This window comes from uncultured Campylobacter sp. (assembly GCF_938045345.1).
Taxonomy (GTDB): domain Bacteria; phylum Campylobacterota; class Campylobacteria; order Campylobacterales; family Campylobacteraceae; genus Campylobacter_B.
The window spans coordinates 32,987-58,093 of sequence record NZ_CALIMS010000013.1; the positions used below are offsets into that span (position 1 = coordinate 32,987).

The 25,107-nt window shown below is 45.9% G+C and carries 29 protein-coding genes and 2 tRNA genes; 11 read left to right on the plus strand and 20 right to left on the minus strand.

Going from position 1 to position 25,107, the window contains the following annotated elements; translation table 11 throughout:
• Positions 1 to 32: 32 nt before the first annotated feature.
• Together Q0144_RS03505 and Q0144_RS03510 are read right to left on the minus strand one after the other, a co-directional pair.
• Positions 33 to 896, minus strand: coding sequence for a Mu-like prophage major head subunit gpT family protein (locus Q0144_RS03505; RefSeq protein WP_298061762.1), 864 nt, complete (start codon positions 894 to 896; stop codon positions 33 to 35).
• Positions 896 to 1,675, minus strand: a complete 780-nt coding sequence (locus Q0144_RS03510; protein ID WP_298061764.1) for a phage protease — start codon at positions 1,673 to 1,675, stop codon at positions 896 to 898. Before Q0144_RS03510 ends, Q0144_RS03505 begins: the two co-directional genes overlap by 1 nt.
• A 302-nt stretch (positions 1,676 to 1,977) precedes the next feature.
• Here Q0144_RS03510 and Q0144_RS03515 point away from each other — a divergent pair, with 302 nt between their 5' ends.
• From Q0144_RS03515 to Q0144_RS03530, 4 genes are all read left to right on the plus strand, one after another.
• Complete coding sequence (locus Q0144_RS03515; protein WP_298061766.1) at positions 1,978 to 2,445, plus strand: DUF1804 family protein; 468 nt, start codon at positions 1,978 to 1,980, stop codon at positions 2,443 to 2,445.
• Positions 2,442 to 3,959, plus strand: coding sequence for a phage terminase large subunit (gene terL / locus Q0144_RS03520; RefSeq protein ID WP_298061768.1), 1,518 nt, complete (start codon positions 2,442 to 2,444; stop codon positions 3,957 to 3,959). Before Q0144_RS03515 ends, terL begins: the two co-directional genes overlap by 4 nt.
• Positions 3,960 to 4,088: 129 nt before the next feature.
• Positions 4,089 to 5,450: a DUF935 family protein gene (locus tag Q0144_RS03525; protein ID WP_298061772.1), complete on the plus strand. Its 1,362-nt coding sequence runs from the start codon at positions 4,089 to 4,091 to the stop codon at positions 5,448 to 5,450.
• Complete coding sequence (locus tag Q0144_RS03530; protein WP_298061777.1) at positions 5,440 to 6,675, plus strand: phage minor head protein; 1,236 nt, start codon at positions 5,440 to 5,442, stop codon at positions 6,673 to 6,675. Before Q0144_RS03525 ends, Q0144_RS03530 begins: the two co-directional genes overlap by 11 nt.
• On the opposite strand, the gene Q0144_RS03535 is transcribed toward Q0144_RS03530, so the two are convergent.
• Positions 6,676 to 6,749, minus strand: a tRNA-OTHER gene (locus tag Q0144_RS03535).
• A 34-nt stretch (positions 6,750 to 6,783) separates the two neighbouring features.
• On the opposite strand from Q0144_RS03535, the gene Q0144_RS03540 reads away from it, so the two are divergent.
• Positions 6,784 to 7,335: a phage virion morphogenesis protein gene (locus Q0144_RS03540; protein WP_298061779.1), complete on the plus strand. Its 552-nt coding sequence runs from the start codon at positions 6,784 to 6,786 to the stop codon at positions 7,333 to 7,335.
• Positions 7,336 to 7,356: 21 nt separating this feature from the next.
• On the opposite strand, the gene Q0144_RS03545 is transcribed toward Q0144_RS03540, so the two are convergent.
• The 13 genes from Q0144_RS03545 to Q0144_RS03605 form a co-directional block, all read right to left on the minus strand.
• Positions 7,357 to 7,548: a hypothetical protein gene (locus Q0144_RS03545; RefSeq protein ID WP_298061781.1), complete on the minus strand. Its 192-nt coding sequence runs from the start codon at positions 7,546 to 7,548 to the stop codon at positions 7,357 to 7,359.
• The gene (locus tag Q0144_RS03550) at positions 7,545 to 8,060 is read right to left on the minus strand and encodes a hypothetical protein (protein WP_298061783.1); all 516 of its coding nucleotides are present in this window, start codon (positions 8,058 to 8,060) and stop codon (positions 7,545 to 7,547) included. Before Q0144_RS03550 ends, Q0144_RS03545 begins: the two co-directional genes overlap by 4 nt.
• On the minus strand, positions 8,057 to 8,389 hold the full coding sequence (locus tag Q0144_RS03555) for a hypothetical protein (protein ID WP_298061786.1): 333 nt from the start codon (positions 8,387 to 8,389) through the stop codon (positions 8,057 to 8,059). The genes Q0144_RS03550 and Q0144_RS03555 overlap by 4 nt, the downstream gene beginning before the upstream one ends.
• Before the next feature lie 273 nt (positions 8,390 to 8,662).
• Positions 8,663 to 9,151, minus strand: coding sequence for a host-nuclease inhibitor Gam family protein (locus Q0144_RS03560; RefSeq protein WP_298043126.1), 489 nt, complete (start codon positions 9,149 to 9,151; stop codon positions 8,663 to 8,665).
• Complete coding sequence (locus Q0144_RS03565) at positions 9,138 to 9,533, minus strand: hypothetical protein (protein ID WP_298043124.1); 396 nt, start codon at positions 9,531 to 9,533, stop codon at positions 9,138 to 9,140. The genes Q0144_RS03560 and Q0144_RS03565 overlap by 14 nt, the downstream gene beginning before the upstream one ends.
• Positions 9,534 to 9,647: 114 nt before the next feature.
• Positions 9,648 to 9,998: a hypothetical protein gene (locus Q0144_RS03570; protein ID WP_298061788.1), complete on the minus strand. Its 351-nt coding sequence runs from the start codon at positions 9,996 to 9,998 to the stop codon at positions 9,648 to 9,650.
• A 70-nt stretch (positions 9,999 to 10,068) separates the two neighbouring features.
• Positions 10,069 to 10,377: a hypothetical protein gene (locus tag Q0144_RS03575; protein ID WP_298061789.1), complete on the minus strand. Its 309-nt coding sequence runs from the start codon at positions 10,375 to 10,377 to the stop codon at positions 10,069 to 10,071.
• A complete protein-coding gene (locus tag Q0144_RS03580; protein WP_298061791.1) occupies positions 10,374 to 10,631 on the minus strand; it encodes a sigma factor-like helix-turn-helix DNA-binding protein in 258 nt (85 codons plus the stop codon). The genes Q0144_RS03575 and Q0144_RS03580 overlap by 4 nt, the downstream gene beginning before the upstream one ends.
• On the minus strand, positions 10,612 to 10,776 hold the full coding sequence (gene nrdD / locus Q0144_RS03585; RefSeq protein WP_298061793.1) for an anaerobic ribonucleoside-triphosphate reductase: 165 nt from the start codon (positions 10,774 to 10,776) through the stop codon (positions 10,612 to 10,614). Before nrdD ends, Q0144_RS03580 begins: the two co-directional genes overlap by 20 nt.
• Positions 10,777 to 10,839: 63 nt before the next feature.
• The gene (locus Q0144_RS03590) at positions 10,840 to 11,022 is read right to left on the minus strand and encodes a hypothetical protein (RefSeq protein WP_298061795.1); all 183 of its coding nucleotides are present in this window, start codon (positions 11,020 to 11,022) and stop codon (positions 10,840 to 10,842) included.
• A 13-nt stretch (positions 11,023 to 11,035) separates the two neighbouring features.
• Entirely contained in the window at positions 11,036 to 11,902 is an 867-nt protein-coding gene (locus Q0144_RS03595) for an AAA family ATPase (RefSeq protein WP_298061797.1), read from the minus strand.
• Positions 11,903 to 11,961: 59 nt separating this feature from the next.
• Complete coding sequence (locus Q0144_RS03600) at positions 11,962 to 14,169, minus strand: transposase family protein (RefSeq protein WP_298061799.1); 2,208 nt, start codon at positions 14,167 to 14,169, stop codon at positions 11,962 to 11,964.
• Positions 14,169 to 14,339, minus strand: coding sequence for a hypothetical protein (locus Q0144_RS03605; protein WP_297895305.1), 171 nt, complete (start codon positions 14,337 to 14,339; stop codon positions 14,169 to 14,171). The genes Q0144_RS03600 and Q0144_RS03605 overlap by 1 nt, the downstream gene beginning before the upstream one ends.
• 97 nt (positions 14,340 to 14,436) lie before the next feature.
• On the opposite strand from Q0144_RS03605, the gene Q0144_RS03610 reads away from it, so the two are divergent.
• The 5 genes from Q0144_RS03610 to Q0144_RS03630 all read left to right on the plus strand — a co-directional run bounded on the left by Q0144_RS03610 (position 14,437) and on the right by Q0144_RS03630 (position 19,032).
• Positions 14,437 to 15,198, plus strand: a complete 762-nt coding sequence (locus tag Q0144_RS03610) for a hypothetical protein (protein ID WP_298061802.1) — start codon at positions 14,437 to 14,439, stop codon at positions 15,196 to 15,198.
• A 238-nt stretch (positions 15,199 to 15,436) separates the two neighbouring features.
• Positions 15,437 to 16,135, plus strand: coding sequence for a helix-turn-helix domain-containing protein (locus Q0144_RS03615; protein WP_298061804.1), 699 nt, complete (start codon positions 15,437 to 15,439; stop codon positions 16,133 to 16,135).
• Between the two features lie 23 nt (positions 16,136 to 16,158).
• On the plus strand, positions 16,159 to 17,232 hold the full coding sequence (locus Q0144_RS03620) for a type I restriction endonuclease (protein WP_298061806.1): 1,074 nt from the start codon (positions 16,159 to 16,161) through the stop codon (positions 17,230 to 17,232).
• Positions 17,233 to 17,417: 185 nt separating this feature from the next.
• Entirely contained in the window at positions 17,418 to 18,641 is a 1,224-nt protein-coding gene (locus Q0144_RS03625) for an ankyrin repeat domain-containing protein (protein WP_298061809.1), read from the plus strand.
• Between the two features lie 316 nt (positions 18,642 to 18,957).
• Positions 18,958 to 19,032 (plus strand) — tRNA-Glu (locus Q0144_RS03630).
• A 179-nt stretch (positions 19,033 to 19,211) separates the two neighbouring features.
• Here the strand turns inward: Q0144_RS03630 and Q0144_RS03635 are convergent.
• Together Q0144_RS03635 and bioB are read right to left on the minus strand one after the other, a co-directional pair.
• A complete protein-coding gene (locus tag Q0144_RS03635; protein WP_298061811.1) occupies positions 19,212 to 19,634 on the minus strand; it encodes a hypothetical protein in 423 nt (140 codons plus the stop codon).
• Positions 19,635 to 19,673: 39 nt separating this feature from the next.
• Complete coding sequence (bioB, locus tag Q0144_RS03640) at positions 19,674 to 20,663, minus strand: biotin synthase BioB (RefSeq protein WP_298061813.1); 990 nt, start codon at positions 20,661 to 20,663, stop codon at positions 19,674 to 19,676.
• 237 nt (positions 20,664 to 20,900) lie between these two features.
• On the opposite strand from bioB, the gene mnmG reads away from it, so the two are divergent.
• Positions 20,901 to 22,793 carry a tRNA uridine-5-carboxymethylaminomethyl(34) synthesis enzyme MnmG gene (gene mnmG / locus Q0144_RS03645; protein ID WP_298061815.1) on the plus strand — a complete coding sequence of 631 codons (1,893 nt, stop codon included), beginning with the start codon at positions 20,901 to 20,903 and terminating at the stop codon, positions 22,791 to 22,793.
• Positions 22,794 to 23,346: 553 nt separating this feature from the next.
• Here the strand turns inward: mnmG and Q0144_RS03650 are convergent.
• Positions 23,347 to 23,931 (minus strand): cytochrome c3 family protein, encoded by a 585-nt coding sequence (locus Q0144_RS03650; RefSeq protein ID WP_298061817.1) that lies wholly within the window; start codon positions 23,929 to 23,931, stop codon positions 23,347 to 23,349.
• The coding region (locus tag Q0144_RS03655; protein WP_298061818.1) for an FAD-binding protein at positions 23,871 to 25,107 on the minus strand (1,237 nt) is incomplete at its 5' end. The genes Q0144_RS03655 and Q0144_RS03650, both read right to left, overlap by 61 nt.

The window sequence follows — 25,107 nt, forward strand, 5'->3', positions numbered from 1 at the left end:
AAATCCTCCGCACAATAATGCATCTTATCTCCTTATTTTCCTGTAGACATATAGGCAAGCTGCCACAATGCGTATCCTGCGTTCATAAAGCTTTTGCAGCCAAATAGTGCAGCGTCTTTCATAAATTTATGGTCGTCGCTGCTCTCAAAGACGCCATCTTTCGCAACTTGAAGCACAAAAGGGCGCACCGGTTTGCCTAGATCCATCAAATACCACTCAGTGCCCGCGATCTCCGGCAAAACGAGCAAACTATAACGCTTAAAAGTAGGGTTTGTTTCGCCTGCGGTTAAATGCTCCTTATTTACCGCAGTAATCGCCGCGGCAAGGTTTTTAGGACCGCAGATTAGATGCGTCGGACTTACGCCCAGGGCTTGCCCGGTGTCGCCTTTGATGCTGATCATATAGGCTTCCGCAGCTAAAAGATGCGCCGTATCCAGCGCGCCGGTGCCGCTATTTGCATAGGTATCGCTGCCCACCGCATGATCGGCGGCAAAAAACGCCTTACCGTCGTAGCATTTGCCCTTTGTGGAGTCGGCCGCATTGGCTAGAATTTTCGCCACTAGCGCGCCGCCAAATTTTTTCGCATTGAACGCCATCTGTTCGATCGCAGGTTTATAGAGCCCGACTTTGTCATATTCAAGATGAGTATTTGGCACCGTAACGCTAGCTTCGAAAGGCTGATTTTCTAGCGCATAGCCATAATCCTTGAACTTTTTGATATCTCTATCGCCGACCCACTCTTTCATCATCGGAAAGTTACCCAGCCAAACATATTTCTCGCTTAGATCGTTGCTTTCTACGCGCATAGCAAGAACATCCGCCTCGCTTTTGGTATCGTTGAAGGTCTTTTGAAAGACCGCCTTAAAGCCGATCGATGTCTCTTCAAAATTTGCCATTATTTAATCTCCTTTGCATATTCCTCTTCGCTCAGCCCCAAAAGCGAGACTACCTTTTTCTGCTCGTCGCTCAAGGAGGACGCGCTATTTTTTTGAAGCTCCTTTTTGCTGAAAAATGCCCCCAAAAGCGAATTGAGTTTTTGTACTTGCCCGTCTAGCGCCGTGATCTTTTCTACTATCGCGTTGCTTTCTTTTGCATTCGCTTCGCTTTCTGCAGCAGTACTCTCTTTCGCGTTTGCTTCGCTTTTTTGAGCCGCCGTATCCTCCGCTTTGTCGCGAGCGGCATTTGTGCTAAGCTCCTCTATTTGCTTGCCCAGGGCGTCTATTTTCGCCGAAAGCTCCGAAATTTCTTTATCCATCTCTTCCTCTCCTTTTGAGTTGATTGCATTATTTAGCAAATTTGGGCGATTTACAAGCCCTACGCTATCAAGCCCGATCACCCGTCTATTCTCGCCCATATCGAAAACGGGGCTTAGGTATCGATATGCCCGCGAGCCTATAAGCTCCTCGCCCGTCTTATTGAGGCTGAGGCTCGCGTAAACTCCGCCGTCTCTAAGCTCGAAACTATCCTTATCAAACCACCCTAAAGCCGCGCCAAAGCTGTGGTTTTCATCGAGGGCGATATCAAGGGCGTTTTTTTCTATGGAGGCTATCAGCGCGGCACCGTCGATCCGAAACGCTCGCCCGTCAAGACCTATCACTTCGCCGACCGGAGAAACCTTTACCTTTTCGTCCTGCTTAAAATTTAGCTCTAAAACGCTATTTATACCTTGTCTCATACTGCCTCCGTCTCGAAATTTGGCGGTATTATACGCACAAATGCTGCTGAAATCACTCTATTTAGGGGCTATCAAGAGTGAAATGAAAAAAATTTCGAGCTAAAATGTGAGGTAAAACAACGTAAAAGTATAAATATTGCAGCGGATTAAAATGCAGGCGATATTTTAGGATAAAGTAGGCGTAGTTTAAGCGATTTTTGAGTGCGCGTGCGAGACGGGCTAGATTGTCCCGTCGCAGCACGGCGCAACTCTAAAAAATCGTTTGAAATCCGTCGATCTTTAGAAAATTTAAGGAGAGCGATGTGGACGTTAAAACGGCGCGCGATATGTTTATTAGGGGTTACTCAATCACCGACATCGCAACTGCTTGCGGCGTAAGTCGCCAAAGCATCTATGCCGCCAAGGCTAGAGCAAAAGCCGCGGGCGAGGACTGGGATGAGCTGGCACTTGCAAAAAACAGAGAGCAGAGTAATACCATCAAAAGCGAGCAAGGTTTTATCCTTGCGCTGATAGAAAGCTTCGAGCGGGCGTTTTCACAGATGCAGGAGCTGCCGCCTCAAGAGAGACTAGAAATTTTAAAAGATTATACGCAAACCTATTATAGTCTTAAAGCCCCATTAAAAACGGATTTGAAGGCTCAAATGCTAGACGCCGCAAGCCGCGCGATAAATGAGATTGCTGATCTTGCCACGAAGAAAAAATGCGATGCCGTGACGGAGTTTTTAGCTGCGAATGCGGATGAAATTTTACGCCGGGTGCTCAAGCAATGATTGCAAACGAAAATATCGAAGCGCTTCGCGCCAAGCTCAAAGCCCTCAAGCGCGCCGCTGATCCACAAAGAGACGCTAGGATAAAGGCTGCGCGCGCAAGCTTTAAAGAGTGCGTGCGGATCTATTTTGGCGCTCACGTGCGCTTACCTGAAACCTCGAAATTTAGGGCAGATTTCTATAAAAATGAGGCAGGGTTAAGCACGAAAAATAGGCATCTGCTTTTTAAGGCTTACAGAGGAGCTGCCAAAACCACTCTAATCTCACGGCTTTGGGTGCTCTTTAATACCGCGGTAACTGCACGAAAGCGCAACTGCGTAATCATCAGCGCGACGATTAATCTCTCTAAAAAGACGATCGAGTTTATAAAAAATGAGCTTGAGGAAAACGAACTTTTGATTAGAGATTTTGGTATCAGCAAAGGCGATAAATGGACGGAGGAGGAGATCGTATTTTATAGCGGTAAGCAGGCGTTTAAAATTTCCGCTTACGGCGCAGGCAAAAAGATCCGCGGCGAAAACTGGCGAGGATTTCGTCCGGATCTTATCATTTGCGACGATCTGGAAAACGACGAAAACGTAAAAACGAAAGCGCAGCGCGACAAACTTTATGAGTGGTTTGAAAAGGCTATTATGAAGCTGCCTGCCCGCGGCGATAACGCTTATAATATCGTCGTAGTAGGCACGACGTTGCATTACGATAGCCTGCTCTTTCGCATCGAAGCAAGAGCGGATTTCAAAACTCTATCCTATCCGCTGGTGCGCGCTTTTCCCGCAAATGTAGATGATAAAAAATGGGATATGAAAGAGCTGCTGCTAGATGACAGCAGGCTGGATAAAGAGCCCATAAAACAGGAGTTTTTAAGCTCCAAAGGCGCCTTTATGAGCGAATATCAAAACGAGCCGCTGAGTAAAGAGGAGGCAAGCTTTAGCGGGTATCAAACTTTCGAGCAGATGCCTCTTTGCGACGCCTATTATATGGGGATTGACCCCGCATTAGGAAAAAGCAAGGGCGATTATTTCGCCGTAGCTACGCTTGGGGCGTATGAGGGCAAATTTTATGTAAGCGTTAAGATGGCAAAAGTAAAGCCCGAGCTTATGATGGATCGCATCATAGCAGCGGCGCTTGAAATTTTACGGCTTAACCGCCCGCTTAAAATCGCGATCGAAACTATTCAGTTTCAGGAGTTTTTTAAGGATATGCTCGATAAAAAAGCCCGCGAACTGGGGCTTTATCTGCCTATCATAGAGCTTAAAAACAGCGTGCCTAAGCAGCTTCGCATAGATAGCCTAACCCCGCCTATAAATAACGGCGTGATCCTAAGCGATAAAAACTCGCTCGTTTTCATAGACGAGCTTGATACCTACCCTAAAAGCGCGCATGATGACGGGCTGGATGCGCTAGAGATGGCATGGCGCATCGCAAAGGTACCGGCGTTTGATTATGCAAGGGCTAGGCAGATAATAAAAGAGCGGAAACGCAAACGCGATATGATAAAAGATATGTTGCAGAGCTAATAAGAACAATGCCGTTTAAACGCTTTTAAAAACCGTTTAAAAGCGTTTAAATATTTTTGGACGTGCGATTTATCGTCCAAGGGCTAAAAGGCGCTTAAAACGCACGCAAATGAATTTTAAGGATAATGGATGAAAAAACAAGATTTAAGATCGCTCATTAAGCTTTTAAGGCCTAAAGGAGCTTATTCTAAGACCGACGTAGCGGGATATGTAGAGCTAAGCCCCTCTAAGATCCGCGCCGCACTGCTTACTAAACAGCAGAATTATCTATTCCCTGCATTTTCGCTCATAATGGATAAGGATAGCGCCGTAGGGGCTGAAATAGAAAAGCGTTTAAGTTCGGTAGAGAATAAATTTTTTACCCACGATCTAGGCGAGGATCAAAACGAAAATATCGAGCAGATTATCGAGGCGGGTCTGCAAGCAAGGCTTTTCGGGCTTGCGGTGCTGGAGGTATATGCGGACGAGGACGCGAACATAAAATTTGACGTAGTAGATAGAATATATATCAATATTGTGGAAAACAAGCCATATCTACGGATAGGCTCACGCGATATTGAAGCCAAAGAGCCGTTTTTCATCGTAGTGAGGCAGGAAGATCCGGCGCTGCTGAAAATTTTATGGCTCGTGTTTGCCAAGCATTTCGTGCTGAGCCATTACCTGAAATTCGTGGAGTTTTTGGGCGTGCCGCCTCTTATTGGCAATAGCTCAAGTGGAGACGAAAACGTCATCACACAAATGGCTGAAGCGCTTGAGAGTATCAAAAGCGGCAGTTACGCGGTGCTAGGACCTAGCGATATCGTCAAGGTGCTGGAGGGTAGAGGAAGCCAAGCCGATTTTATGGAGTTTGTGCGCTATTGTGATGCCGAGATCGCCAAGGTCATCAACGGCTCGGTATTGAGTTCGAATGCAAATACCGCGCAAAGCGGCAGCTACGCAATGAGCAAAACCCACGAGCAAAACCGCGCCGAGATAGTCGCTGCGGACGTGAAATTCGTAACCCGTCTGGTAGAGCGGATATACGCACGTCTTGGCAAAAAGGCAAATCTAAACATCCAAATTGAAAAGGACGTGGATCTGCTTCAGCGCGCGCAGATGCTGCAAATTTTGCACGAGCTAGGCTATGAGATGAGCGTAGAGGATATGGCAAAGGAGTTTGACCTGCCTCCTAGCGCAAAAAGCGCGCCGAAAAATACGGAAGGTAAGCCAGCCGCACAGACGGACGCAGAAAAAAATTCTGCGAATGCGACAAAACAGGGCAAATATCTTACAGAGATAGAGAGGCAAACCGCGCAGCACGATTTTAGCGCCGCAAGCTCGCAAATTTCATCATACGTTAAAAGCGTGGTAGATAAAGCCCAAACCTACGAGCAGGCTTACGAGATACTTGCTAAAAATCCACTCGGTTTTAAACTCGATGCGCTGGAGGATGAGCTATTTCGGATTATAGCGAATGCTGAAATTTTAGGCGCGGATGACGATGAATATTAGCTTTTTTGCTCCGCCGCAGCAGGTCGTACAATATATCAAAAAGAAACGGGCGGAACTTCATTTCGATTATGACGAGATTATGCACGAGGCGCATCATCGCGTCTTTACTGTCGCAAAGATCACGCGGCTTGATCTGCTGAAAGATATTCAAGATAGCTTAGCTCTTGCCGCGCAAAAGGGGCAAGGATTTGATGAATGGAAGCGCGGCATCAAAGATACCCTCGCGCGCAAAGGCTGGCTCGGAGACGTAGTCGTAACCGATCCAAAAACGGGCGAGCAAAAGCAAATTTACGTCGGCGACAGGCGATTAAAAAATATCTATAACACCAATATGCGAGTAGCCTATGCCGCCGCGCGCTATCAGAGCCAAATGAGCTCGGATCTGCCGTATTTTCGTTACGTCGCGGTGCTGGATGATCGCACCAGGGCGAGCCACCGCGCGCTGCACGGGCTGATACTGCCTAAAAACCATCCGTTTTGGGATAAGGGCTATCCGCCGAACGGCTGGAACTGTCGCTGCAAGGTGCAGGCGGTAGATGACGACGATCTGCGGCGAGAGGGCTGGAGCATAGCGGAGGATATCCCGCATACTAAAATCCACCCCGACTGGGCATATAACGTCGGCAAGACGGATAATTTAGACGAGGTTTTATCTGAAAAGCTCGCGAAATTTAGCAAAAGCCGCGCGAATTCAAAGAGCCTTAAAAATGCGGTAAAAGATGATTTAAATGACTTTTCGCATAAGCGCGATCTTTATGTTTGGCAGGCCTCGCTACTTGAAGCCGTAAGCGAACTATTGATAAAGAAAAATATAAAGAGCCCTATAAATACCTTTCAAGTAGGAACCCTAAAACCGAATATAGTGAAATTTTATAACGAAACGATGCAAACCGAGCTAGCAGATATAGGTATAGTCTTAAATAAAGAGAAAATTTTGCACTTTTCGCCCGAACGCAAGAGCAAATACGATCAGGCACTTCGCATAGATGAAATTAAAGAGTTGGTTAAAATTTTAGATAAGACTAAAAGATATTTTTTTGATAAAAAGAGCAAAAAAGATATTTTGATTTTTTGGGATGATGAGCAAGATAAGAGCAAGATTAACAAAGCGGTCATAACACTAGATTACACGATAAAGAAATTTGGAATATCTAATTTAATCGTTACTCTAGGTAAGATAGATAGGAAAGATTTGAGGACATACGATTTAGAGGAAATAAAATAAAGCCGCTTGCGGGAGTCGAACCCGCCATCCGCTAATAAATTAGCCAAGTTACCAACGTTACTTGCATAAGCGGCTTTATTAAGGCGATTATACCACCAAGGCGGAAAAATGTCAATAAAAATCACAGGCATGGAGGAGATAGAGGCAGAGCTTACAGCGCTGCAGAATAGCCTAAGCGGAGCGCAGATGAAAAGCAAGCTATCAAGTATCGGCGAAAAGGTAAAGCTGCAGATAGAGCTAAGCTTCGAGCGAGAGCGCAGCCCATTTGGGCAGGCGTGGGCGCCTCTTAGCGCAAATACCGCCATAGCATATATGAGAAAAAGTGGCGCACCTAAAGGCGCAAGGGCGCGTAACCGCGTATTTTTGGCGAAATTCGGCGCCGGCGGCAGCAAGAAGATTTTACGTCTAAGCGGAAATTTAGCGGATCGATGGAATGTCGAGGCAGGCGAAACCAGCGTTACAATAAGCAATAATAGCTCGCGCGATGGATTTCCTTATGGGCTAACGCATCAATTCGGCTCACATAACGGCTGGGGGCGCGGTATCTATATCCCTGCTCGTCCGTTTCTGCCGATAGATAAAAGCGGAGCGCTTCTGCCCTCGTTGCAAAAAGATATAGAAAGCTATCTAATCCGTGAAATAGAAAAGGCGGTAAAGTAGAGTTTTTATGATTTTATGGGATTATTCGGGGCGGTCTAATTTTTCTTTCAGAGTCTCTTTTGCATATCTATTTAGCTCCTCATCGGTTTTTAAAATTTCTATCGTGCAGAAGCTGGTGCCGCATTTGGGGCATTTGCGCCAACGCTGCACCGTAGTGCTTTTGATCGTGGCTATGACGCAGGTTTTTTCGTAGGCACACTTCGGGCAGATCATACTTGCCCTTTGCTGGCACGAAATTGTGCGATCTTGCTTAGCCCGGTGATTAGCTTGCTTGCGTTTGCCGCGCTTAGCTTTGCCAGCTGCTCTTCCTTGCCGAGCAAAATTTTACATTGCCGCATCGTAAAGCCCAAAAGCCCCCGCTCGTCCATACCAAGGTGGGCGGCAAGCGCGCTTATGCGAGCAAACTGCGACGGGCTTATTTTTTTGACGACGGGCTTCGCGTCTTTGCTGCTCCGCTTCGCCTTGCAGAGCTTACCGCTTGCATTGTAGATCAAATTTCTCCCCAGTACGTCGGGCTTGAAGTCCGTCCCGTCCTCTGCGCGGCCGCATAAAATATCAAGCGCGCGCTCAAGCTCGCTTATGCTTAGCTCCTTGCAGCTATAGACGCCGAAGCGGAAGCCAAGCCAATCCTCCCACGCATCCGCCGCCTTTATTTGCTTGTATAGTGAGGCGGTGTGAATGCGGGTTAGAAGCTGCTTACGGTAGATCTCTTGGGATTTGGTCATCGCTTGTCCTTTAGATATATGAAATTTCGTGGGGCACTTTTTACTCCGAAATATCTTATATTTTGAGGTTTTTTATATCTTATTGGCTCTTCTAAAAAATACCAAGAGGCACATTTTTTACCCTTAAAATATTCGTCGAATTCCTCTTTAGTAATTCCCGAGCAGTCCAAATAGCAAGCCCATACCGCCTCTTTGTTTTCGCTTCTATCGGCTCTTTTGACTTTTACCTCGCCGACCACCTTTTTTATCGGCGCCGTGGCATATAAAAATATCCTATCATTTGCGATAGAGGCTAGTGCTTTTCTATATTCTACTTTTTTTAACACCACCAAGTATCATATCTGCAAATTTAGGCTTTATGGATAGTAAAATAGCCATCGTTTTTCCTTAAAATTTTAAACTCTTTAACAAGCCTTTAAAGATGATTAAAAGGCTTGTTAAAGGGCTTAACGCCCTTTAACAAATGTCTTTAGTTTCGCTCTTCTGACATATCTAGGCAAAAGCCTATATTTATTATCTCTTGAGCCTTTAAATTTGCTCCAGTATATTTGAAACATGCTCTCTTTTGAAGTTAGCGAGTCGTTTTTCATCTACTATCCTTTTTAGACATTTGCGCTTTGCAAATTCTCTATCTTAGTCTCTATGCGGAAGTTATCTTTAACCGTGCGCTTTAGCCCAAGCTTAACGAGGCTTGCGTCATCGAGCTCCACGATAGCTTCTTTGTTTATAGTCTCTTCGTACGTGATGCAATCATCAAGCTTATAGCTCTTTAGCGCTTTGATGAGCTTTTCGACCTTTTCTTTGATGCGCGGCAAGCTTACGCTCTTGCTTAGTTTGTATCCGATCTTGCCGAAGGTGAAATCCTTACTACGCTTTTCGGCAAACTCCGCCTTATTGCTTTCACAAAATGCGGTGATTTGAGCTTCGATATATTTCTTTTCGCTGTCTAGCTTCTCAACCCGGGCTTTTTGTGCGTCCTTGATCTCGTTGCACTTTAGCGTTATCTCGCCGTTTATATCGGTCAAAGCCACCTCAAGCTCACATACTCGCTTTAGCGCGTTATCGACGTCTGCAAAATTATTTATCTGCATCTTTTTCTCCTTCTTTTAAATTTTTGATTTTTTCAAGCACAATTTTATAGGCATGAATCGAACCGTCCATTCGCATTTGAATGAGTGCTAGCGGAGCATTCGAAAAGACATCCGCGGGCTCGTAATGATATCGCTCGTCCGCCTTGATTTCCGCTATCTCGCCTTTCACGAATTTTTCAAGTTCACTAATCGTCTCTTCTTCCTCTGCTTTGAGACTATTTAGGATTTTGCCCGCCGTCTCTATGGTGGCATCTGCCGTCGCCTGTGCTACTGCAAGCACAGGATCATCATCGTATGGTGGCTCTACTCTAGCGCTAGCGTAGCCGTGGCTGAGTTCTGCTTCATTTATCATGCGGCATATGAGCTTTTTTGTTGCTTCCATATCTTTTCCTTTCTAAAATTTTAAATTTTTCGGCTAGGCTGTATTTTATGACGTAGCCGTATCGTAAGCAGATCGGAAGTTTATTTTTATTCTTCTTTACGATCCGCACAGCCATTACTCAAACAAGCTAAATTTCAGCTCCCTCGCGCCGAGCTGCCTTGCAAGCTCTCGCTCGTATGCCATACCCTTGCTATTCTCGCTACCCTCGCAGGCAAAAAAGTAGTAGTAGCTGCATACCGAGAGGAGCTCCTCGCAGTTTTTCATTATTCGCTCGCGCTCTAGCTCGCTATACACTCCCATCCATGCAAGCACGGGCGATATAGGCTCGTAGCCGTTAGCGCGCACGATGGCGCAGGCTTGCTCGGCAAGCTTGCGGGCATAGTAGTCGCGATCTCGCTCATGCTTGCACGGGATACTTGCATACGGCGAGCTTACGAAACAGAGCCTTGCCGTTCGTTTGTCCATATTTTTCTCCTTTCCTTTAAAATTTAAGCTTTAGCGCTTATATAAACCCTCGCAGAGGGCTTGATAAATGCTATGCCTCTTTTAGATATTTTAAAATTTTCTCAATATACGAATCGTTTGCCATCGTCTCATCGGCGCAGATGTGAAGCCTACCAAAGCTCGCGATTTCCGCGCAGGGCTTTTTAGATCCGTAGCAAAAACTCACATAAAACGCCCAGCCCTTTACAAGCTGCCCGCCTCTTATTTCGTCGCGACGCACCGAGCGCAGACCTACGCGCACCATAGCGGGCACGGCGGCGCTCATCTTTGCGTGCAGTTCGCGCAAAGAGCTCGCGCTGTAGTTTTCGGCGCTTAGATTGATTAGATCTTTCAGCTTCAACTCTTCGTTCCTTTTAGGCTCCAGCCGCTACCGAGCCTTTGAGCTCTGCATTTTTCTATCTCTGCGATAGTCTCAAATATTGCCATCCACTTCCCATGATTTCTAGGGTGCTTGAGTTTCGCAAGTGCTGCCCGCTCTATAGCAGCTACGCGCCCTACGCTGATGCCGAATATCGCCGCAAGCTCTTTACGGCTGGCGTCGGCATCATCTCTTAGATCTCTTGCGCTTTCGCGCTTACTTAGTACGGCTCTCATCTTTTTTCTCTTCAAACAGCACACGTTCTTTGTGCTCGCCCACTTTACCGATATTGAAGCTCTCTACCGGGCGCAGATAGCCCATTACTCTCGTATAGACGATGCACCTGGTGCGTTTGGCTTGCAGCTCTTTAGGAAATTTCATATCCGCTCCTTTATTTGACTTTATAAGACGCCCGCACGGGGCGCCATTTAAAATCAAAGCTGCCTAACTCCAAATCGTTCCTAGTCCTCGATGAAATCTCGGCACCGGTACCGCTATGCTCTCGCGGTGTCTTCTCTTTGCAATCCAACCTCGCGGGGTGTGAAATAGAATGAATGAGTGCGCGATTATGATCTCATCCTTGCAAGCTTTTAGATCGCTCATTTTCATACCCTTATACGCTTTCATCTCTTATTCCTCCTTATAAAATTACCATGCCGCAGGCTTGGGCTATGATCTCCTCGCCCACGGCGCAGCCGTTAAGAGCCGCTAGGCGGACCGACTTTTTGTGCAACTTTTCGGACGCGCGGAAGTTGCCTTTGGCGTGAGCGAAGATCCCCGTGCCGTAAAAGGCATCGCTCTCCTCTTTACTGAGCCCCTGCATAGCCCATTTGCCGCAAATGCGGCTATATAGCTGCCTAAGCTCCTTATTGCGCCCCACTAAATTCTTTAGCAAAATCTCCGTGCCCGCTAGAATTAGCGGCGTGCTCGAAAAATCGTAAATTCTACGTAGATCCTCAAGCGCTCTTAGAGGCAGATGCTCGGCTTCGTCGATTAGCAGCACCTTATCGGCGGTTTTTAAGAAGCTTGAAATCGCTTTTAATTTTGCATTCGCGCTGCCCGCGGCTTCCAGCTTTAGCGCTTCGCATAGCTCGCCAAGCAAAGCGTTAGCGTTGGTGTGGCAGGTAGCCTCAATAAGTACCGCGTTAGGATTTTTGGCAGCAAAGTCGCGTAGTATCGTGCTCTTGCCGCTACCTGCGGTGCCGTAAAGCAAAGCTATCTCGCGCTCGCCTACGGCTTCGGAGATGACGAAATTCGCCATCTTATAATCCCGCGAGTTAAAAATTTCATCTCGCGCGGGCGAGGTGGCAAACTCTTTTGCTTTTTTGGCGCTAGCGTCGATATAGGCGCTTATCTTGGCTGCGATCGCCGCATTATCGCCCCTGTATTTGCCCGCGCGAAACTGGCTAATCGCTCCTGGGCTAATGCCCAAAGCCCGCGCAAGCGCGCTCATACTCACGCTTCCGCCCTCTAAGAATTCGTTTAGCTTAGATATAATCTCTTGCATATTTTCTCCTTTGCCCGTAAGGGGCTTTTAAAAGACATATTATGTCCTTTAAAAGCGCCTTATCCGCAGACTACTTCCTCAAAGCTCTTTATCTTGCGCTCCGCTTTGCGCTGCGCAGCTTGCGCGCTTAAAATTTCATCGCTCAAAGCTACGCTAGAGTTCAAGCTTTTAGCCCCTTTTAGCGCGGCATCTATTAGCCTGCTTTCGTTATTTGCCGCTTGCGGCTTAGGCATCGTGGCAGGCTTAGCTTCTACCATGCGCACTATCTGCTCAAAATCCGCTCGGTGTGCGATCGATGCAGCGTCCATCTGCTTTTTGGTCTCCTTTAGGCGCTTATTAAATAGCTTTTGCGCGCTTTTGGCCTCCTCGGCGCTCACTCCCTCATCCAAATCAAGCGTAGAGGCAACGCCGATAAATTTGTTATCCTCGCTCCACAAAAAGCACTCATTTATATTATTGACGTTTTTGCTGACCCATACGCGCTCAAGCCCATACATCTCCACGCTATAAAACCTCACGCCGCCTAGGCTAATGCCTTTTTTATGCACGTGTTTTAGCTCTCGTCCGCCAAGACGCGCGCTGATGCTTAGAGCGTCCATATACACAGCATCGCCTATCTTTGCGCTATACGCAGCTGCGCAGGTAGTATCAAGGCGCTCGAGGTAGCGTGTGTTTAGAAATTTTTCCGCATACATATCCATTAGCTCTTGCACCTCGTTTAGATTTTTTAGCATCGTTAGGTTTGTTTTGTAGCCTCTTTTTAGGCGGCGCTCTTTTTTAGAGCGGAAAAACTCTATAGCCTGGCGCTGCGAGATATTGTGTCCGATGAAGCCCGCCAAATTTGCGCTGAAGCTATGCTGCAAAGCTCTAAAATTTCGTTCTACGTAGGGCTTAAGCCAGCCGCTATAGGCTCTTACCGCCTTATATTCGATATCAAGCGCGCCTAAAACCTCTTTCATATATTCGCTCTTAAACGCCTTGCCGTTATCGCCCTTGATTACCTTCGGCTTGCCGTAGCGCACGATATATTTAGCGACGGCTCTAGCGATAGAGAGGGAATTCTCACTATCGCTGATGTGAAAGGTCGCTACTCCGCTATACGTATCGATTAGGGCAATGATGGTGTAGCGCTTTTGCCACTCTTTTACATAGTTTTGAAATTCGTCTTTGTCTTTAAAGATAGTGCTGACGTTTTGCCAGCCGATGAGATCGCAAAGCTCGCTAGCGCTGCAGATGAGATCGAGCGGACTTCCGTCTATTTCCACGACCTCGTTTATCGTGCTTACGGCGTAGTTACTGATGCCAAGAGCCGGTAAGCCGCGACCGACCGCTCCATCCTCGCCGTAAAGGATGATGTTTTTTACAAGCTTATTTTTGTTTAGGTAGTTGTTTACGAAGCGATTTACGACCTCATAGCTTACAATCTCGTCTCTTTTGCCTTGAAAATCCTCAAAGTTTATGAGAGAGTTTTTTGCCGCGTGATAATTTAGTGCTTTGTAGATGTTTGTTATATCTACCTTGCCCATACCGCTGCATGCGAGTATCAGTTCCACACAAAGCGGCGCAAGACCTAGCGCGTCAAGCTTTAGGGTCTTATTATTATCCCGCTCGTCCACTAGCGCATCCAGCCCGCCTCTTTTAAATTTACGCTGCCAGTCGTAGAGCTTATTTGCGGTTACCTTTACGGGGCATATCTTTTTCGCGTTGATATACTCCAGAAAAGCAGCCTCACTTATCTTGCCTTTTGCATCTTCCCACGCCTTGATTACGTCGTATTTCTCAAAAGCGGCCTTGCGTTTTTTATCCGAGCAAACGGCGATAGCCGGGAGGCTTGCCGCGCTGCTCGGATCGCTTGAGTTCGGCTCTGCGCTGTTTAAATCTCGCCTCGCGCCGCCCGAGCCCGGCTCGGTGCCCAAGCTTGGCGCACTATCGCAGCTTAATGTATTGCTTAAGTTTAACGTATCGCCGCTTGCGAACGGATCTGCCGCAGCCGCGCCGTTTAAATTTGCTCCGCCGTGCTTATTGTCGCAAACGCTCTCGCTTTGTCGCGAAATTTCGCTGCTTTCGTTGTTTATCAGGCTATCGTCAATCCAAATTTGAAGGGTTTTACCACCGCGACCGATGCCATCTGTGTAGGTGAAACCTAATATATTAGGTTTAATAGTGCAAAATTTTTTCCCACTAGCTTGGGCTTTAACTACTCTTCTTTGTAGTTTTCTTAAATTTACACTTAAAATTTCAGCCGCACGTTTGGAATTTACCCACATTAGGCTACCTTTATGCCGTCTTTTTCTAGTATCTTTTTAGCTTTTTGGCTTATATAGCCCTTGTAAAAGCTGCTTAAGCTTAGTCCTCGCATCGCACAGTAGTCTTTTAGATCATACTTTAGCTTTTGCTTCACGGCCTTTGAGACCGGTTTTACTCTATATCCTGGCATATTTGCTCCTTTTTTAGATTTTTCCATTATTAAAGTAAAAACTTAAGCGCTTTGCCGATATAATATTATTCAAAAATTCCGCAAAAAAGGGGATATTATGGAAACTAGAAAAGATGAGCCGAAAGCTAAGAGTCTTGAAAATTACGAGAAAAATTTGAAGCTAAATCTCGAAGCTAAACGCAAAGATTTAGATAATATCACTACCTCTGTCATCCCCTCTCAATTAACCCTGATTAGGATGTTTCTGTGGCTTTCTTTTAGTATCGTAGGTGCGGCTTTTTATGCGATAAAACTAGATGAGATAAGCTCATCGCAATTTTATTTTTTATCGGCGATCGTTATAACTACCGTGGCAATAATTACTCTTTGCCTAATAGCCATTAAAAGCAGTGCCGTTAGGCTCACTGCCAATCTCGATAACGCATATTTTAAAGATAATATCGCGCAAGACGATAGCGAGCATGCGCAGGGACTAATAGCTATGTTAGACGTTACGTCGCAAGCCTTAGGCCTCGCTCAAGATAACGTAAATAAAACCGGTAGAATTTTAAGAGTCGTTACTTACTTATCTTTCGCGGTAATATTTTTTATCTCTTCGTTTGCTATAGTTTCCGTATATCACGAGAAAGGAGGTGAAAATATGGCTGAAGAGAAAAAGGATAAAAGTGCCGAAGTCGCCAAAACGGTCGATAGTCGCCCGGCGTTTAATCAGTCTACGCAGATTAAACCGGCTCAAATGCGAGCAAATAGCCGCAATATTACCGGCGAATCTCAAAGTGGCGGATTTAACATTACCGCAAGCAAAAAACCAAAGCAGAGCGATAATGCAAACGCCACCGACAAGACGGACGAAGAATGATCCTGCGGCCTCTCGTTTTAGGGAGCGAGAGGCCCATTTATTCATCGAACAAAAATAGATAGCTCCACAAAATAAACACTATCCACCAAACCATATCATCCATATGATCTCCTTATCTTTACCTTAACAATGGAAATTCAAAGAACTTTTAGAAAATCTTAACCTTTTTATAGGTATCATCTTTTCTAAGTATATTTTGAATTATAACCTAATTTATTAGGTTTGTCAAGGGGTTCCTGTGGATTTAGCTCAAAAGATTAGTTTTTTAAGAAAAGAAAGGGAATGGTCGCAAGACGAACTAGCCAAAATATCTGGAGTTGGGAGATCTACTATTCAACTATACGAAAGCAAAAAAGCAAGTAAAAATCCCACTAGAGAGAATTTACAGAAAATAGCTAATGCTTTTGAAATTAGTATTTCAGATTTAGCAAATGAAAATTTTGACGTAAGTATTGACGTTAGTGATGACGTAAGTATTGGCAAAAATGACGTTAGTCCCTCAAACCTTAAAGAAACCGAGACGGATCAAATTTTTATCCGCAAGCTTAGCTCATCCGTAGGCGCCGGCGAAAGCGTCGATATAAACGGCATCGAGATCTACGACACCGATGTATTGGTACCTTTTTCTCGGATGCTTTTTAAGGTATGCCCCAAAAATACGAGTAGGATTCGCTGCATGCCGGTAGAGGGCTACTCTATGGTGCCGATGCTTTATCCGGATAGCTGGGTGATTGTGGACGTCACGGCAAAATTTGAAGGAGATGGGCTATATATCGTCAATTACTGCGACCATTTTATGGTGAAGCTGCTACAAAAAAGCCCCGACGGCGTACTGCACATCAAAAGCGTCAATAAAGAATACGATAGCTACGAGATAGGACCGGATAGCGATTTGCAAGTATATATCGTCGGCAAGGTCCTACGTTGCGTAATATGAAATCGATATAAAAGGATAAATTTATGGATTTATATGAGGATTTACAGCGCCTGGGTGCTCGAATATCGAGCATCAAGGACTCCGTACAAACCGAAGAAGCCACGAAGCACTCGTTTGTGATGCCGTTTTTTCAAATTTTAGGCTACGATATATTCGACCCTAACGTCATAGTGCCCGAATTCACCGCCGATGTGGGCATCAAAAAGGGCGAAAAGGTCGATTACGCTATCATGCACGAGGGTAAGCCGCTCATCATCGTAGAGGTCAAGAAGCACACCGAAGTACTCGACAAGCATTCAAGCCAACTATATCGATATTTCGGCGTTACGGACGCTAAATTTGCATTGCTGACCAACGGCGTAGAGTATCGCTTTTACTCCGACATCAACAAGGAAAACAAGCTCGACGATAATCCGTTTCTCATCGTAAACCTCGATGAGCTCAATAAACGCGACGTAAAGGCTCTTGAGCGCTTTACGAAAAGCGATTTAAATATCAGCTCGATACTGGAGATGGCGAATAAGCAGCGCCGCATACTTGAGATAAAAAAGATATTTGAGGAAGAAACCGCTAGGCCTAGTGACGATCTAGCGAGGATGTTTGCCTGCAGAATACTTCCGCAAGGAACGCGCATAACTGGAAGTGTGCTAGAGGACTTTAAGAGCTATACAAAAACCGCTCTGAGTGAGATAGTGACCGATCTTGCCTCAAAAAAGATAAATTCCGTACGTGCGGGCTTAACGGCAAATATCACGGACGAGGATGACGAAAGTAGTAATGATGAAGCCAAGATTGTAACTACACAAGATGAGCTGCAGGGCTTTTTTATCATTAAATCAATACTGGGTGAATATGTGGAGCTCGATAAAATTTATGCAAGGGATACTCAAAGCTATTTTGGAGTACTCTTTGACGACAATAACCGCAAATGGATAGCTAGATTGCACTTTAATACGGCGAAGAAATATATTGGCATTCACGAGATAGAAAAACAAGAGACTAGATATCCACTCGAAAAACTCGAAGATATTTATAAATTTAGAGATAAGCTTATCGCCACACTCAAAAGAGTGCAGGGCGCAGAAGATGCAGAATAGCAAAAATGCTTTTAATGCCCATTTAAACGGGTGTTAAAAGCCGTGTAAAATTTCGTAAGGTTTTTGTCAAAAAATTTAAATCAAATTTTGCCACTTTGATTTTGAATAAATTTGCTCCTAATCCCTATCCTTGGGCGACTATCTCAAATTTTTTCCCACTTTGACTTCTGACAAAACTTTACAGTATGAGATTTATCATTATATTGTTTTTGGTGGTCGGCGGCTGTTTTGGAGGCAATATAACCGACTTTCAAAGTTTGGAAAAATTTATCAAAGACGGGCAGGCGGAAGGATATTTTCCTAAAAAGATTTTAGTGACGCAAGGATTTGATACCACCGTATTAGAAGACGTGAGTTTAAATTTTAGCAAAACCATATATTGGGATATAAATTCTCGCTGCAACCAAAACGCAGACGAAATCATTATAGCCAAAAGCGATACGAGGCACTCTATAATTTGCCCCGGAAATAACAACGTCTATATTTTGACTGGCGGCAGAAGTGATGTGGAAGACCCGTGGGGAAACGATATCTTCGTAATGGGCGAGAACGATGATAAAATTTCAAAAAGCTGGGGTACGAATATATTTATCTTCGGCAAAAGATGGGGGCACGATAAGATAGAAATCGGCGATTCTAGAATAAATCCGGCGTCAAACCCTGAATACAAAAACGAATTTCCTTACGAGTTTAGCCACTTTTTCATCTTTGATAGTGGGGTTAAAAAGGATGATTTAGTTTTTAACTTCAACAAGATAATAAATTTAAAAACAAACGACTCTATAGAACTTACGGATTTAAATGGTATAAATTTGATTTTTAAAGACGAGCCGGGTAAATACTATGGTACAAATTCATTAAAGGAGATTTACGACGAAATCTCTCCCGTCGCATCCAAAACCGAAGAGAGTTTGAGCGCGGATGAGATACAAACGCTGCTTCACAAAACGGCATATTCAGACAACGCCGAAGATGCTAAAAAATACTGCGAAATGGGCGGTGATCCGAATTTTAAAGGTCATGAAAATACCACTCCCATCGAAATGGCGGTAATGCTAGGTAGCGAAAATTCGCTTCGCGCGATGCTAGAGTGCGCAAAAAGACTGACCGATAGCGCAATGATGATGAGCGTATTCGGAAGCCAACACGACAATGAGAAGAGTTTTAGGCTCGTAAAGCTTTTAGAAAAATACGGCGGAAATTTTAAAGCAAAGGATAGGGATGGTTGCTCCATGGTAAATTATGCGGCAAGTTCTCATAGTCTAGAAATCGTAAAATATCTAGTAGAAAGAGGCGCCGATCCAAAAGCTAGATGTTCTCATAACCAAAGCGTAACTCCATCGGATTGGGCAAGGAAAAATGAGGATAAAAGAGTATATGAGTATCTAAAAAGCCTAGAAGCCAAATAAAAGCTATGCTAAATTTGACTTCTTTATCGTTTGCTTTGAATCAGCGCGATTAAATTATTAGCGTTTTTGATGCAGATAGCAATGCGCAGCAAGCTTTTATGATATCGATTTGGCTTATGGCTGCAACGACGGAACTTATTTATGTGCCATCTAGAATGGGCGGCATATCGGACTCTCTATAGCACCAAGATTTGCGGCTATGCCAAAAAGCTTTAAGTTTTCGGCGAAAATTTTATTTTGTGTTATTTTTGCCAAAAATATATAATTTAATCCAAAATTTATATACACTTCGCTATTATCTCACTTCTAATTTCGCGGCCCACTCGTCTAGTGGTTAGGACGCTGGCCTCTCACGCCGGTAACAGGAGTTCAAATCTCCTGTGGGTCACCATTTCGTTGCTTAAAATCAATTAAAATTTTCTAGAATTCGGTTGCCTGCCCTTGAAATTTAAGACCTCATTTGATTTTGGAGTATTTTGATTAAAAATTCATCATATTTTTACCGAGGCTAATTGCTCTAGAATTAAAGTCGCGCGAATTAGAATTTAGATCAAATTGTAAAATTCACGGCTAAATCCCGCTGCTTATATTTTCAAGATTACGCAATCTATTCCAGTTCTGTTCGTTCTGTAAATTTCGCATATTTTGTCGCTGCTGCATCTGCCCCATCTGCTGCTGCGCTTGCTGTTGCATTAGGCTTCGCTGCGTGGCGCTATACTGCTGCTGCGCTCTTTGCTGCGCTTGCGCGCTATTCGCCCTAAATGAATTAAGCGTATCTTGCGATACCGCTTGCTCTTGCGCCTTTCGCGCGACTTCGGCGTCGATTTTTTGCCGCTTCGCGCAGCGGTTTGGCTGCTTCTTATTTAGCGAGCTTGCGACGTCGCACCTACTCGCGCCTGTTGCAAACAAAGCCTCCTTGCCGTCCTGCGAGAGCGGCGAGCAGCCGCAAAGCAAGACGACCAAAATAAGGGCAAGGAAAAATTTTAACTTCATAGCCACCTCTTAAATTTTATCTTTAATTCCCGACCGACGTTAATCCGCACCCTTTGCTAGGTCGAATCCGCACTGCGTCACAAGCGCCTTATCGCTTGCGATGCTATCGCCGGTGGTGGTTAGGAAATTGCCCGTAAGCGCCGAGTTGATGCCGCATCCAAGCGCCGTGCGCACGTGCTCGCCCAAATTCCGCCTGCCGCCTGCAAAGCGCAAGTACGCGCGCGGCAAGATGAAGCGGTAGATCGCGATCGATTTTAAAATTTCATCGTGCGCTAGCGGCGCGGCGTTTTGCAGCGGAGTGCCCTTGATCGGGGTCAGGATATTGATCGGCACGGAGCTAACGCCCAGCTCTCGCAGCTGCAGCGCCATATCGATGCGATCCTCCATGCTCTCGCCCAGCCCGAAAATCCCGCCACTACATACGTCAAGCCCCACGGCGCGGCAGTTTTGTATCGTTTGGATGCGGTCGTCGTAGCTGTGCGTCGTGCAGATCTGCGGATAAAATTTACGCGAAGTCTCGAGATTGTGATGATAGGTCTGCACGCCGCTTGCTTTAAGCAGCGCCAGCGCGGGCTTTGAGGCGATTCCCAGCGAGGCGCACAGATGCAGCCGCGTTTCGCTTCGCAGCCGCTCATAGATCGCGCAGTATGCTCTCAGATCGGAGCTTTTTTGAGAAATCCCGCGCCCGCTGGCGACGAGCGAGAAGCGGTGCGTTTGCTCGGTTTCGTTTGCAAGCGCGGCGCTTAGTACCTGCTGCTCGCCCAAAATTCCGTAAGTCTCGCAGCCCGTGTTAAAATGCGCCGACTGCGCGCAGTATTTGCAGTCCTCACTACAGCGCCCCGATTTTACGTTTATGATCGTGCAGAGATTAAATTTATCGCCGCAAAACTCGCGTCTGATCTCATCCGCAGCCGCAAAAAGCGCGCCTAAATCCTCGCATTGCGCCAGCTCTAACGCCTGCTCCCTTGTAATCTCGCAGCCGCCTATCACTCGATCTTTCAGCTCAGAAACATAAAATTTGTCTATCAATACTTAGCCTTTTTGAAAAAAATGCGTAATTATACAACGCTAAATTTAAAGCAAAGCTCGCGCGTGAAATTTTGATGCAGGAATTTTTCGCTAAAAATTTACGCGGAATTTCACGCCCCCCACGCCGCTTTTGTGCCTCGATTTTTGCGGACGGCTTGTCTGCGGTATCTGCGTGCGATTTATCGTTTTGAAATTTTATTTTGGCTAAAATTGCGGCTTTAAATTTAAAGGCAAAAAATGAAATACGACGTTATCGTTGTGGGCGGCGGGCATGCGGGCATAGAGGCGAGCTTAGCCGCCGCAAAAATGGGCGCAAAGACGCTGCTAATTACGATCTTGGCCGAGCAGATCGGCGCTGCGAGCTGTAACCCCGCAATCGGCGGCCTTGCCAAGGGGCATCTGGTAAAGGAGATCGACGCGCTGGGCGGTCAGATGGGGCTTGCGGCGGATGCATGCGGGCTGCAATTTAGAATTTTAAACGAGAGCAAGGGCCCTGCGGTGCGCGGCTCGCGCGCTCAGATCGATATGGATGAATACCGCATCTATATGCGAAATTTACTGCTAAACACGCAGGGGCTGGACGTCAGCCAGGAGATCGCGAGCGAAATTTTAACCTGCGAGCAAGGCGACGGTCCGCGCATTTGCGGGGTTAAGAGCCATCTTGGCAATGTTTATGAGACCGAGCATCTGATAATCACCGCCGGTACCTTTTTAAACGGGCTAATTCACGTAGGCGAAAACAAGCTACAAGCGGGGCGCGTGGGCGAGCTAGCAAGCGTCGAGCTGGCCGAATCGCTGCGAAGTCTAGGGCTGCAAATGGGGCGGCTAAAGACGGGCACCTGCCCAAGGATCGATGCTAAGACGATCGATTTTAGCGTGCTTGAGCGCCAAGACGGCGACGCGGATCCGCGCGCTTTTAGCTTTCGCAGCAGGGATTTTGCGCCGAAGCAGCTTGCTTGCTTCATCGCTTATACGAACGAGCGCACGCACGAGGTCATCCGCGAAAATTTCGCCCGCGCGCCGATGTTTACAGGGCAGATTTCAAGCACGGGCCCGCGCTACTGCCCTAGCATCGAGACTAAAATTTATGAATTTCCAAATCGCGACCGCCACCACGTCTTCGTCGAGCCGCAGACGCGCGAGGCTACGGAGTATTACGTAAACGGGCTTTCTACGAGCCTTCCTTACGACGTGCAGATTGCGTTTCTGCGCACGATCAGGGGCTTTGAAAATGCTAAAATCGTCCGCCCGGGATATGCGATCGAGTACGATTTCATCGATCCTACCGAGCTTAAACACAGCCTCGAGACCAAAAAGATCCGCGGGCTGTTTTTGGCAGGTCAGATCAACGGCACCACCGGCTACGAGGAGGCCGCGGCGCAGGGGCTGATGGCGGGCATCAACGCCGTGCTTGATTTGCGCGGGCGGCAGCCTCTGATCTTGCGCAGGGATGAGGCGTATATCGGCGTTTTGATCGATGATCTGGTTACCAAAGGCACGAACGAGCCCTACCGAATGTTTACTTCGCGCGCGGAATTTCGTCTGCTGCTGCGCGAGGGCAACGCCGTGCTGCGCCTAAGCGAATACGGCCGCGAGATCGGGCTTTTAGACGAGGCAAGCTACGAGCGGGCGCGCAAGTTTAAGCTAGACGTAGAGAGTGGAATGGAATTTTTGCTAAAAAAGCAGATTACCCCTTCGAAACAGACGCTTAGCCTGCTGCAAAGTATCGGAGCGGAGCCCATTTCACAAAGCTGTAGCTTGCAAAAAATCGCCTCTCAAAGCGGCTTTTCAAAGGCGGGTCTGCTTGCTCTGGCACCGCATTTTGAGGGCTTTAGCGATGAGGTTTTGGATGAAATTTTAACGCAGTGCAAGTATCATTTCTACATCGCGATGCAGCGCGCCGAGGTCGAGAGGATGAAGGGGCTGCTTGGCGTCGCGATCCCGCCGCAGATCGATTTTAGCAAGATCGGAGGCCTTAGCAACGAGATCGTGCAGAAGCTAAATCGCTTCGCGCCGCCGACGCTGTTTGCTGCGAGCGAGATCAGCGGCGTAACGCCCGCCGCGATCGATATTTTGCATATCTACATCAAACAAAATTTTGGCGATAAGCTTGGGATAAAGCGAGAATAGAATGCTAAAGTATAAAAGGCTTAATAAAGTAATTTTAAAATTTATAGTGAAAAATCTGGACGATATTTTAACATATGTTTCAGTTTGAACTAAAACTATGTTTTGATAATTACGCCAATAGTAAATTTAGATTCATTGTCAAGAATTGCTCAAAAAATACTTTTTTTACATACGGTATGTCGCCGAAATTCTTTTTTATTCACTTCCTGGTTCAAAATTATTTCTCGAACAGCATAAATTAAAGGACGCGGCCGACAACAACATTCAAGAATTAGGTTTTAGTATTGACACCTCAGGAATAAACAACATATTCATATTAAAAGACGTTATACGAGAAGAAGAAATACCTACTATTTTTGAAGAAATAGTCGAACGATATATAGACGGCATTAAATATCTAAATTGTTTTAAATTTGAGCTACTAAACTACAGATATAAAAGAGAGATCCATTGCTTTTTGCTAAAATTGATAAGAGAAAATCCGCTTAACTTATCTTGAGCTATTTATATTTACAGAGGAGATAAATCCGCCCCGAGCGAGGCGGATTAAAGATTATTTTTCGCTAGGCGGATACATCTTCCAGCTACTATCTACTTTCCAGTCTATCGGGTGGCAAGACATGCAAGTATTTAGCTTTTGCGGATGATGCACTGCGTGACATGATTGGCACTGAAGCATTTCATTGTCTCTATTATGGACACCATTATGCGGGTTAGACAAACCATAGTGCGCAGTCTTTTTCCTGATATCGTCTATCTTATGACAGCTGGTGCACTGCTCGTTTGTAAATCCTCTTTGTTTTGTTGGCATCTCAAAATCGCCCATCGCATACATCCTGACCTCGTTTAGTTGCTCACCTATGGTTGGGACGTGGCAGTCATGGCATGTTACATTTGCGTCGTTATGCTTTTTAGCTAGCATATTTCCCTTTGTAAAAGAGTCATACTCTGGCTGCATGTTGTGACACATGATACAAAATTCAGCTTTGTGGCTAGCTGCTTGTACCTGATGAAACGCTATAAAACCTATGACGGCAGCTATTATTAGCCCTATTATCGTATATTTTCTTCTCTTGCTCATGCTTTTACTCCTTTTGCGTTCGCCGCAGCCTGATAGCCTGCTAAGCGTCCGTAGCATAGACATGTTCCGTGGCTAGTGCCGGCTAAAACTACCGGATAATCGCCTAAAAAGCGCCCGCCCATAACATTACCGCAGGCATAAAGTCCTGAAATTTCGTTATAGTCAGTATCTAGTACATTTGCAGTGCTTGGCTCAACGGTAAAGCCACCCATTACGACCAGGCTCGCACCTACTCCCATTTTGCCGGCATAAAACGGCGCGTGACGTACTGGAAACATCCTCTTTGCGGTCTTACCAAAGTCATCATCGTAACCTTTGTCGCATAGCTCGTTGTAACGTTTTATAGTTGCTAAAAACTGCGTTTGTGCCTTTTGATTATTAGGGTATAGCATACCGGCAAGTTCTTCTATGCTGTTTGCTTTAAATACATCAGGCATCTCTTCAATATCTTTTACCGATATATACGATGTTTTGCCTATCGCCCACTGGCAGTCAGGTGGAAGCTTTGGATTATCTTCTACACAGTGGTTTACACTGCCGTGTGATACGCCCATGAGGCCGACTTGCTCTGGAAATTTAGAGTCAAATACCTGCCAGCCAAAGCCTCCTGGTTGGCGAGAGAGCGGCTGAGTGACTTGCTGACCGCTTAGATCTTCATTTGTAAAGCGCTCTCCCTTTGCATTTGTTAGTAAAAACGCATCAACGCCAAGCGGTCCGCCAAGCGTGTGAGCGACTGGTGCGTGCGGTCCGTCTTCTAGTTTTGCGCCTATCCATGAGCCAAGCTTATGCCCGTCTCCCGTGTTTGTCGGATTGTTTTTGTAGTCTCTGTTTGGAAACGGACAGAAGAAATTTGCCACCCACGGCACAAATGTTTTTACCATCTCAGGATCATTCATATAGTCTCCCGTGGCTAAGATTACTGATTTGGCATTTATCTTGATATATGAGCCATCAGCCATATTTTGCGCGATCGCTCCTTGCATTTTGCCAGTTGTTTTGTCGCGAAGTAGCTTTTTCGCACGAGTTTTGAAGATATATTTTGCGCCTTGCTTTATAGACTTTTCATAAACTAGCTCCATCATCGGCTCTTGGCTAGGCAAAAATGTCATAACGGTTGGATAGCTTGGGCTATTTTCTTTGCTTGGATCGTATCCTGCCGGGAGCGGATAGTGCATGAGCATCAAATTTATCTTACTTCTATCAAGCTGCGTATCGGTCTCTTTCATAAAATGC

Excerpts from the sequence above, each read along its gene's own strand:
- Q0144_RS03505 (WP_298061762.1), bottom strand. The coding sequence starts at position 896 with ATGGCAAATTTTGAAGAGACATCGATCGGCTTTAAGGCGGTCTTTCAA.
- Q0144_RS03510 (WP_298061764.1), bottom strand. The coding sequence starts at position 1,675 with ATGAGACAAGGTATAAATAGCGTTTTAGAGCTAAATTTTAAGCAGGAC.
- terL (WP_298061768.1), top strand. The coding sequence starts at position 2,442 with ATGATTGCAAACGAAAATATCGAAGCGCTTCGCGCCAAGCTCAAAGCC.
- Q0144_RS03525 (WP_298061772.1), top strand. The coding sequence starts at position 4,089 with ATGAAAAAACAAGATTTAAGATCGCTCATTAAGCTTTTAAGGCCTAAA.
- Q0144_RS03530 (WP_298061777.1), top strand. The coding sequence starts at position 5,440 with ATGAATATTAGCTTTTTTGCTCCGCCGCAGCAGGTCGTACAATATATC.
- Q0144_RS03540 (WP_298061779.1), top strand. The coding sequence starts at position 6,784 with ATGTCAATAAAAATCACAGGCATGGAGGAGATAGAGGCAGAGCTTACA.
- Q0144_RS03545 (WP_298061781.1), bottom strand. The coding sequence starts at position 7,548 with ATGATCTGCCCGAAGTGTGCCTACGAAAAAACCTGCGTCATAGCCACG.
- Q0144_RS03550 (WP_298061783.1), bottom strand. The coding sequence starts at position 8,060 with ATGACCAAATCCCAAGAGATCTACCGTAAGCAGCTTCTAACCCGCATT.
- Q0144_RS03560 (WP_298043126.1), bottom strand. The coding sequence starts at position 9,151 with ATGCAGATAAATAATTTTGCAGACGTCGATAACGCGCTAAAGCGAGTA.
- Q0144_RS03565 (WP_298043124.1), bottom strand. The coding sequence starts at position 9,533 with ATGGAAGCAACAAAAAAGCTCATATGCCGCATGATAAATGAAGCAGAA.
- Q0144_RS03570 (WP_298061788.1), bottom strand. The coding sequence starts at position 9,998 with ATGGACAAACGAACGGCAAGGCTCTGTTTCGTAAGCTCGCCGTATGCA.
- Q0144_RS03580 (WP_298061791.1), bottom strand. The coding sequence starts at position 10,631 with ATGAGAGCCGTACTAAGTAAGCGCGAAAGCGCAAGAGATCTAAGAGAT.
- nrdD (WP_298061793.1), bottom strand. The coding sequence starts at position 10,776 with ATGAAATTTCCTAAAGAGCTGCAAGCCAAACGCACCAGGTGCATCGTC.
- Q0144_RS03590 (WP_298061795.1), bottom strand. The coding sequence starts at position 11,022 with ATGAAAGCGTATAAGGGTATGAAAATGAGCGATCTAAAAGCTTGCAAG.
- Q0144_RS03595 (WP_298061797.1), bottom strand. The coding sequence starts at position 11,902 with ATGCAAGAGATTATATCTAAGCTAAACGAATTCTTAGAGGGCGGAAGC.
- Q0144_RS03600 (WP_298061799.1), bottom strand. The coding sequence starts at position 14,169 with ATGTGGGTAAATTCCAAACGTGCGGCTGAAATTTTAAGTGTAAATTTA.
- Q0144_RS03605 (WP_297895305.1), bottom strand. The coding sequence starts at position 14,339 with ATGCCAGGATATAGAGTAAAACCGGTCTCAAAGGCCGTGAAGCAAAAG.
- Q0144_RS03610 (WP_298061802.1), top strand. The coding sequence starts at position 14,437 with ATGGAAACTAGAAAAGATGAGCCGAAAGCTAAGAGTCTTGAAAATTAC.
- Q0144_RS03620 (WP_298061806.1), top strand. The coding sequence starts at position 16,159 with ATGGATTTATATGAGGATTTACAGCGCCTGGGTGCTCGAATATCGAGC.
- Q0144_RS03625 (WP_298061809.1), top strand. The coding sequence starts at position 17,418 with ATGAGATTTATCATTATATTGTTTTTGGTGGTCGGCGGCTGTTTTGGA.
- Q0144_RS03635 (WP_298061811.1), bottom strand. The coding sequence starts at position 19,634 with ATGAAGTTAAAATTTTTCCTTGCCCTTATTTTGGTCGTCTTGCTTTGC.
- mnmG (WP_298061815.1), top strand. The coding sequence starts at position 20,901 with ATGAAATACGACGTTATCGTTGTGGGCGGCGGGCATGCGGGCATAGAG.
- Q0144_RS03650 (WP_298061817.1), bottom strand. The coding sequence starts at position 23,931 with ATGCTACGGACGCTTAGCAGGCTATCAGGCTGCGGCGAACGCAAAAGG.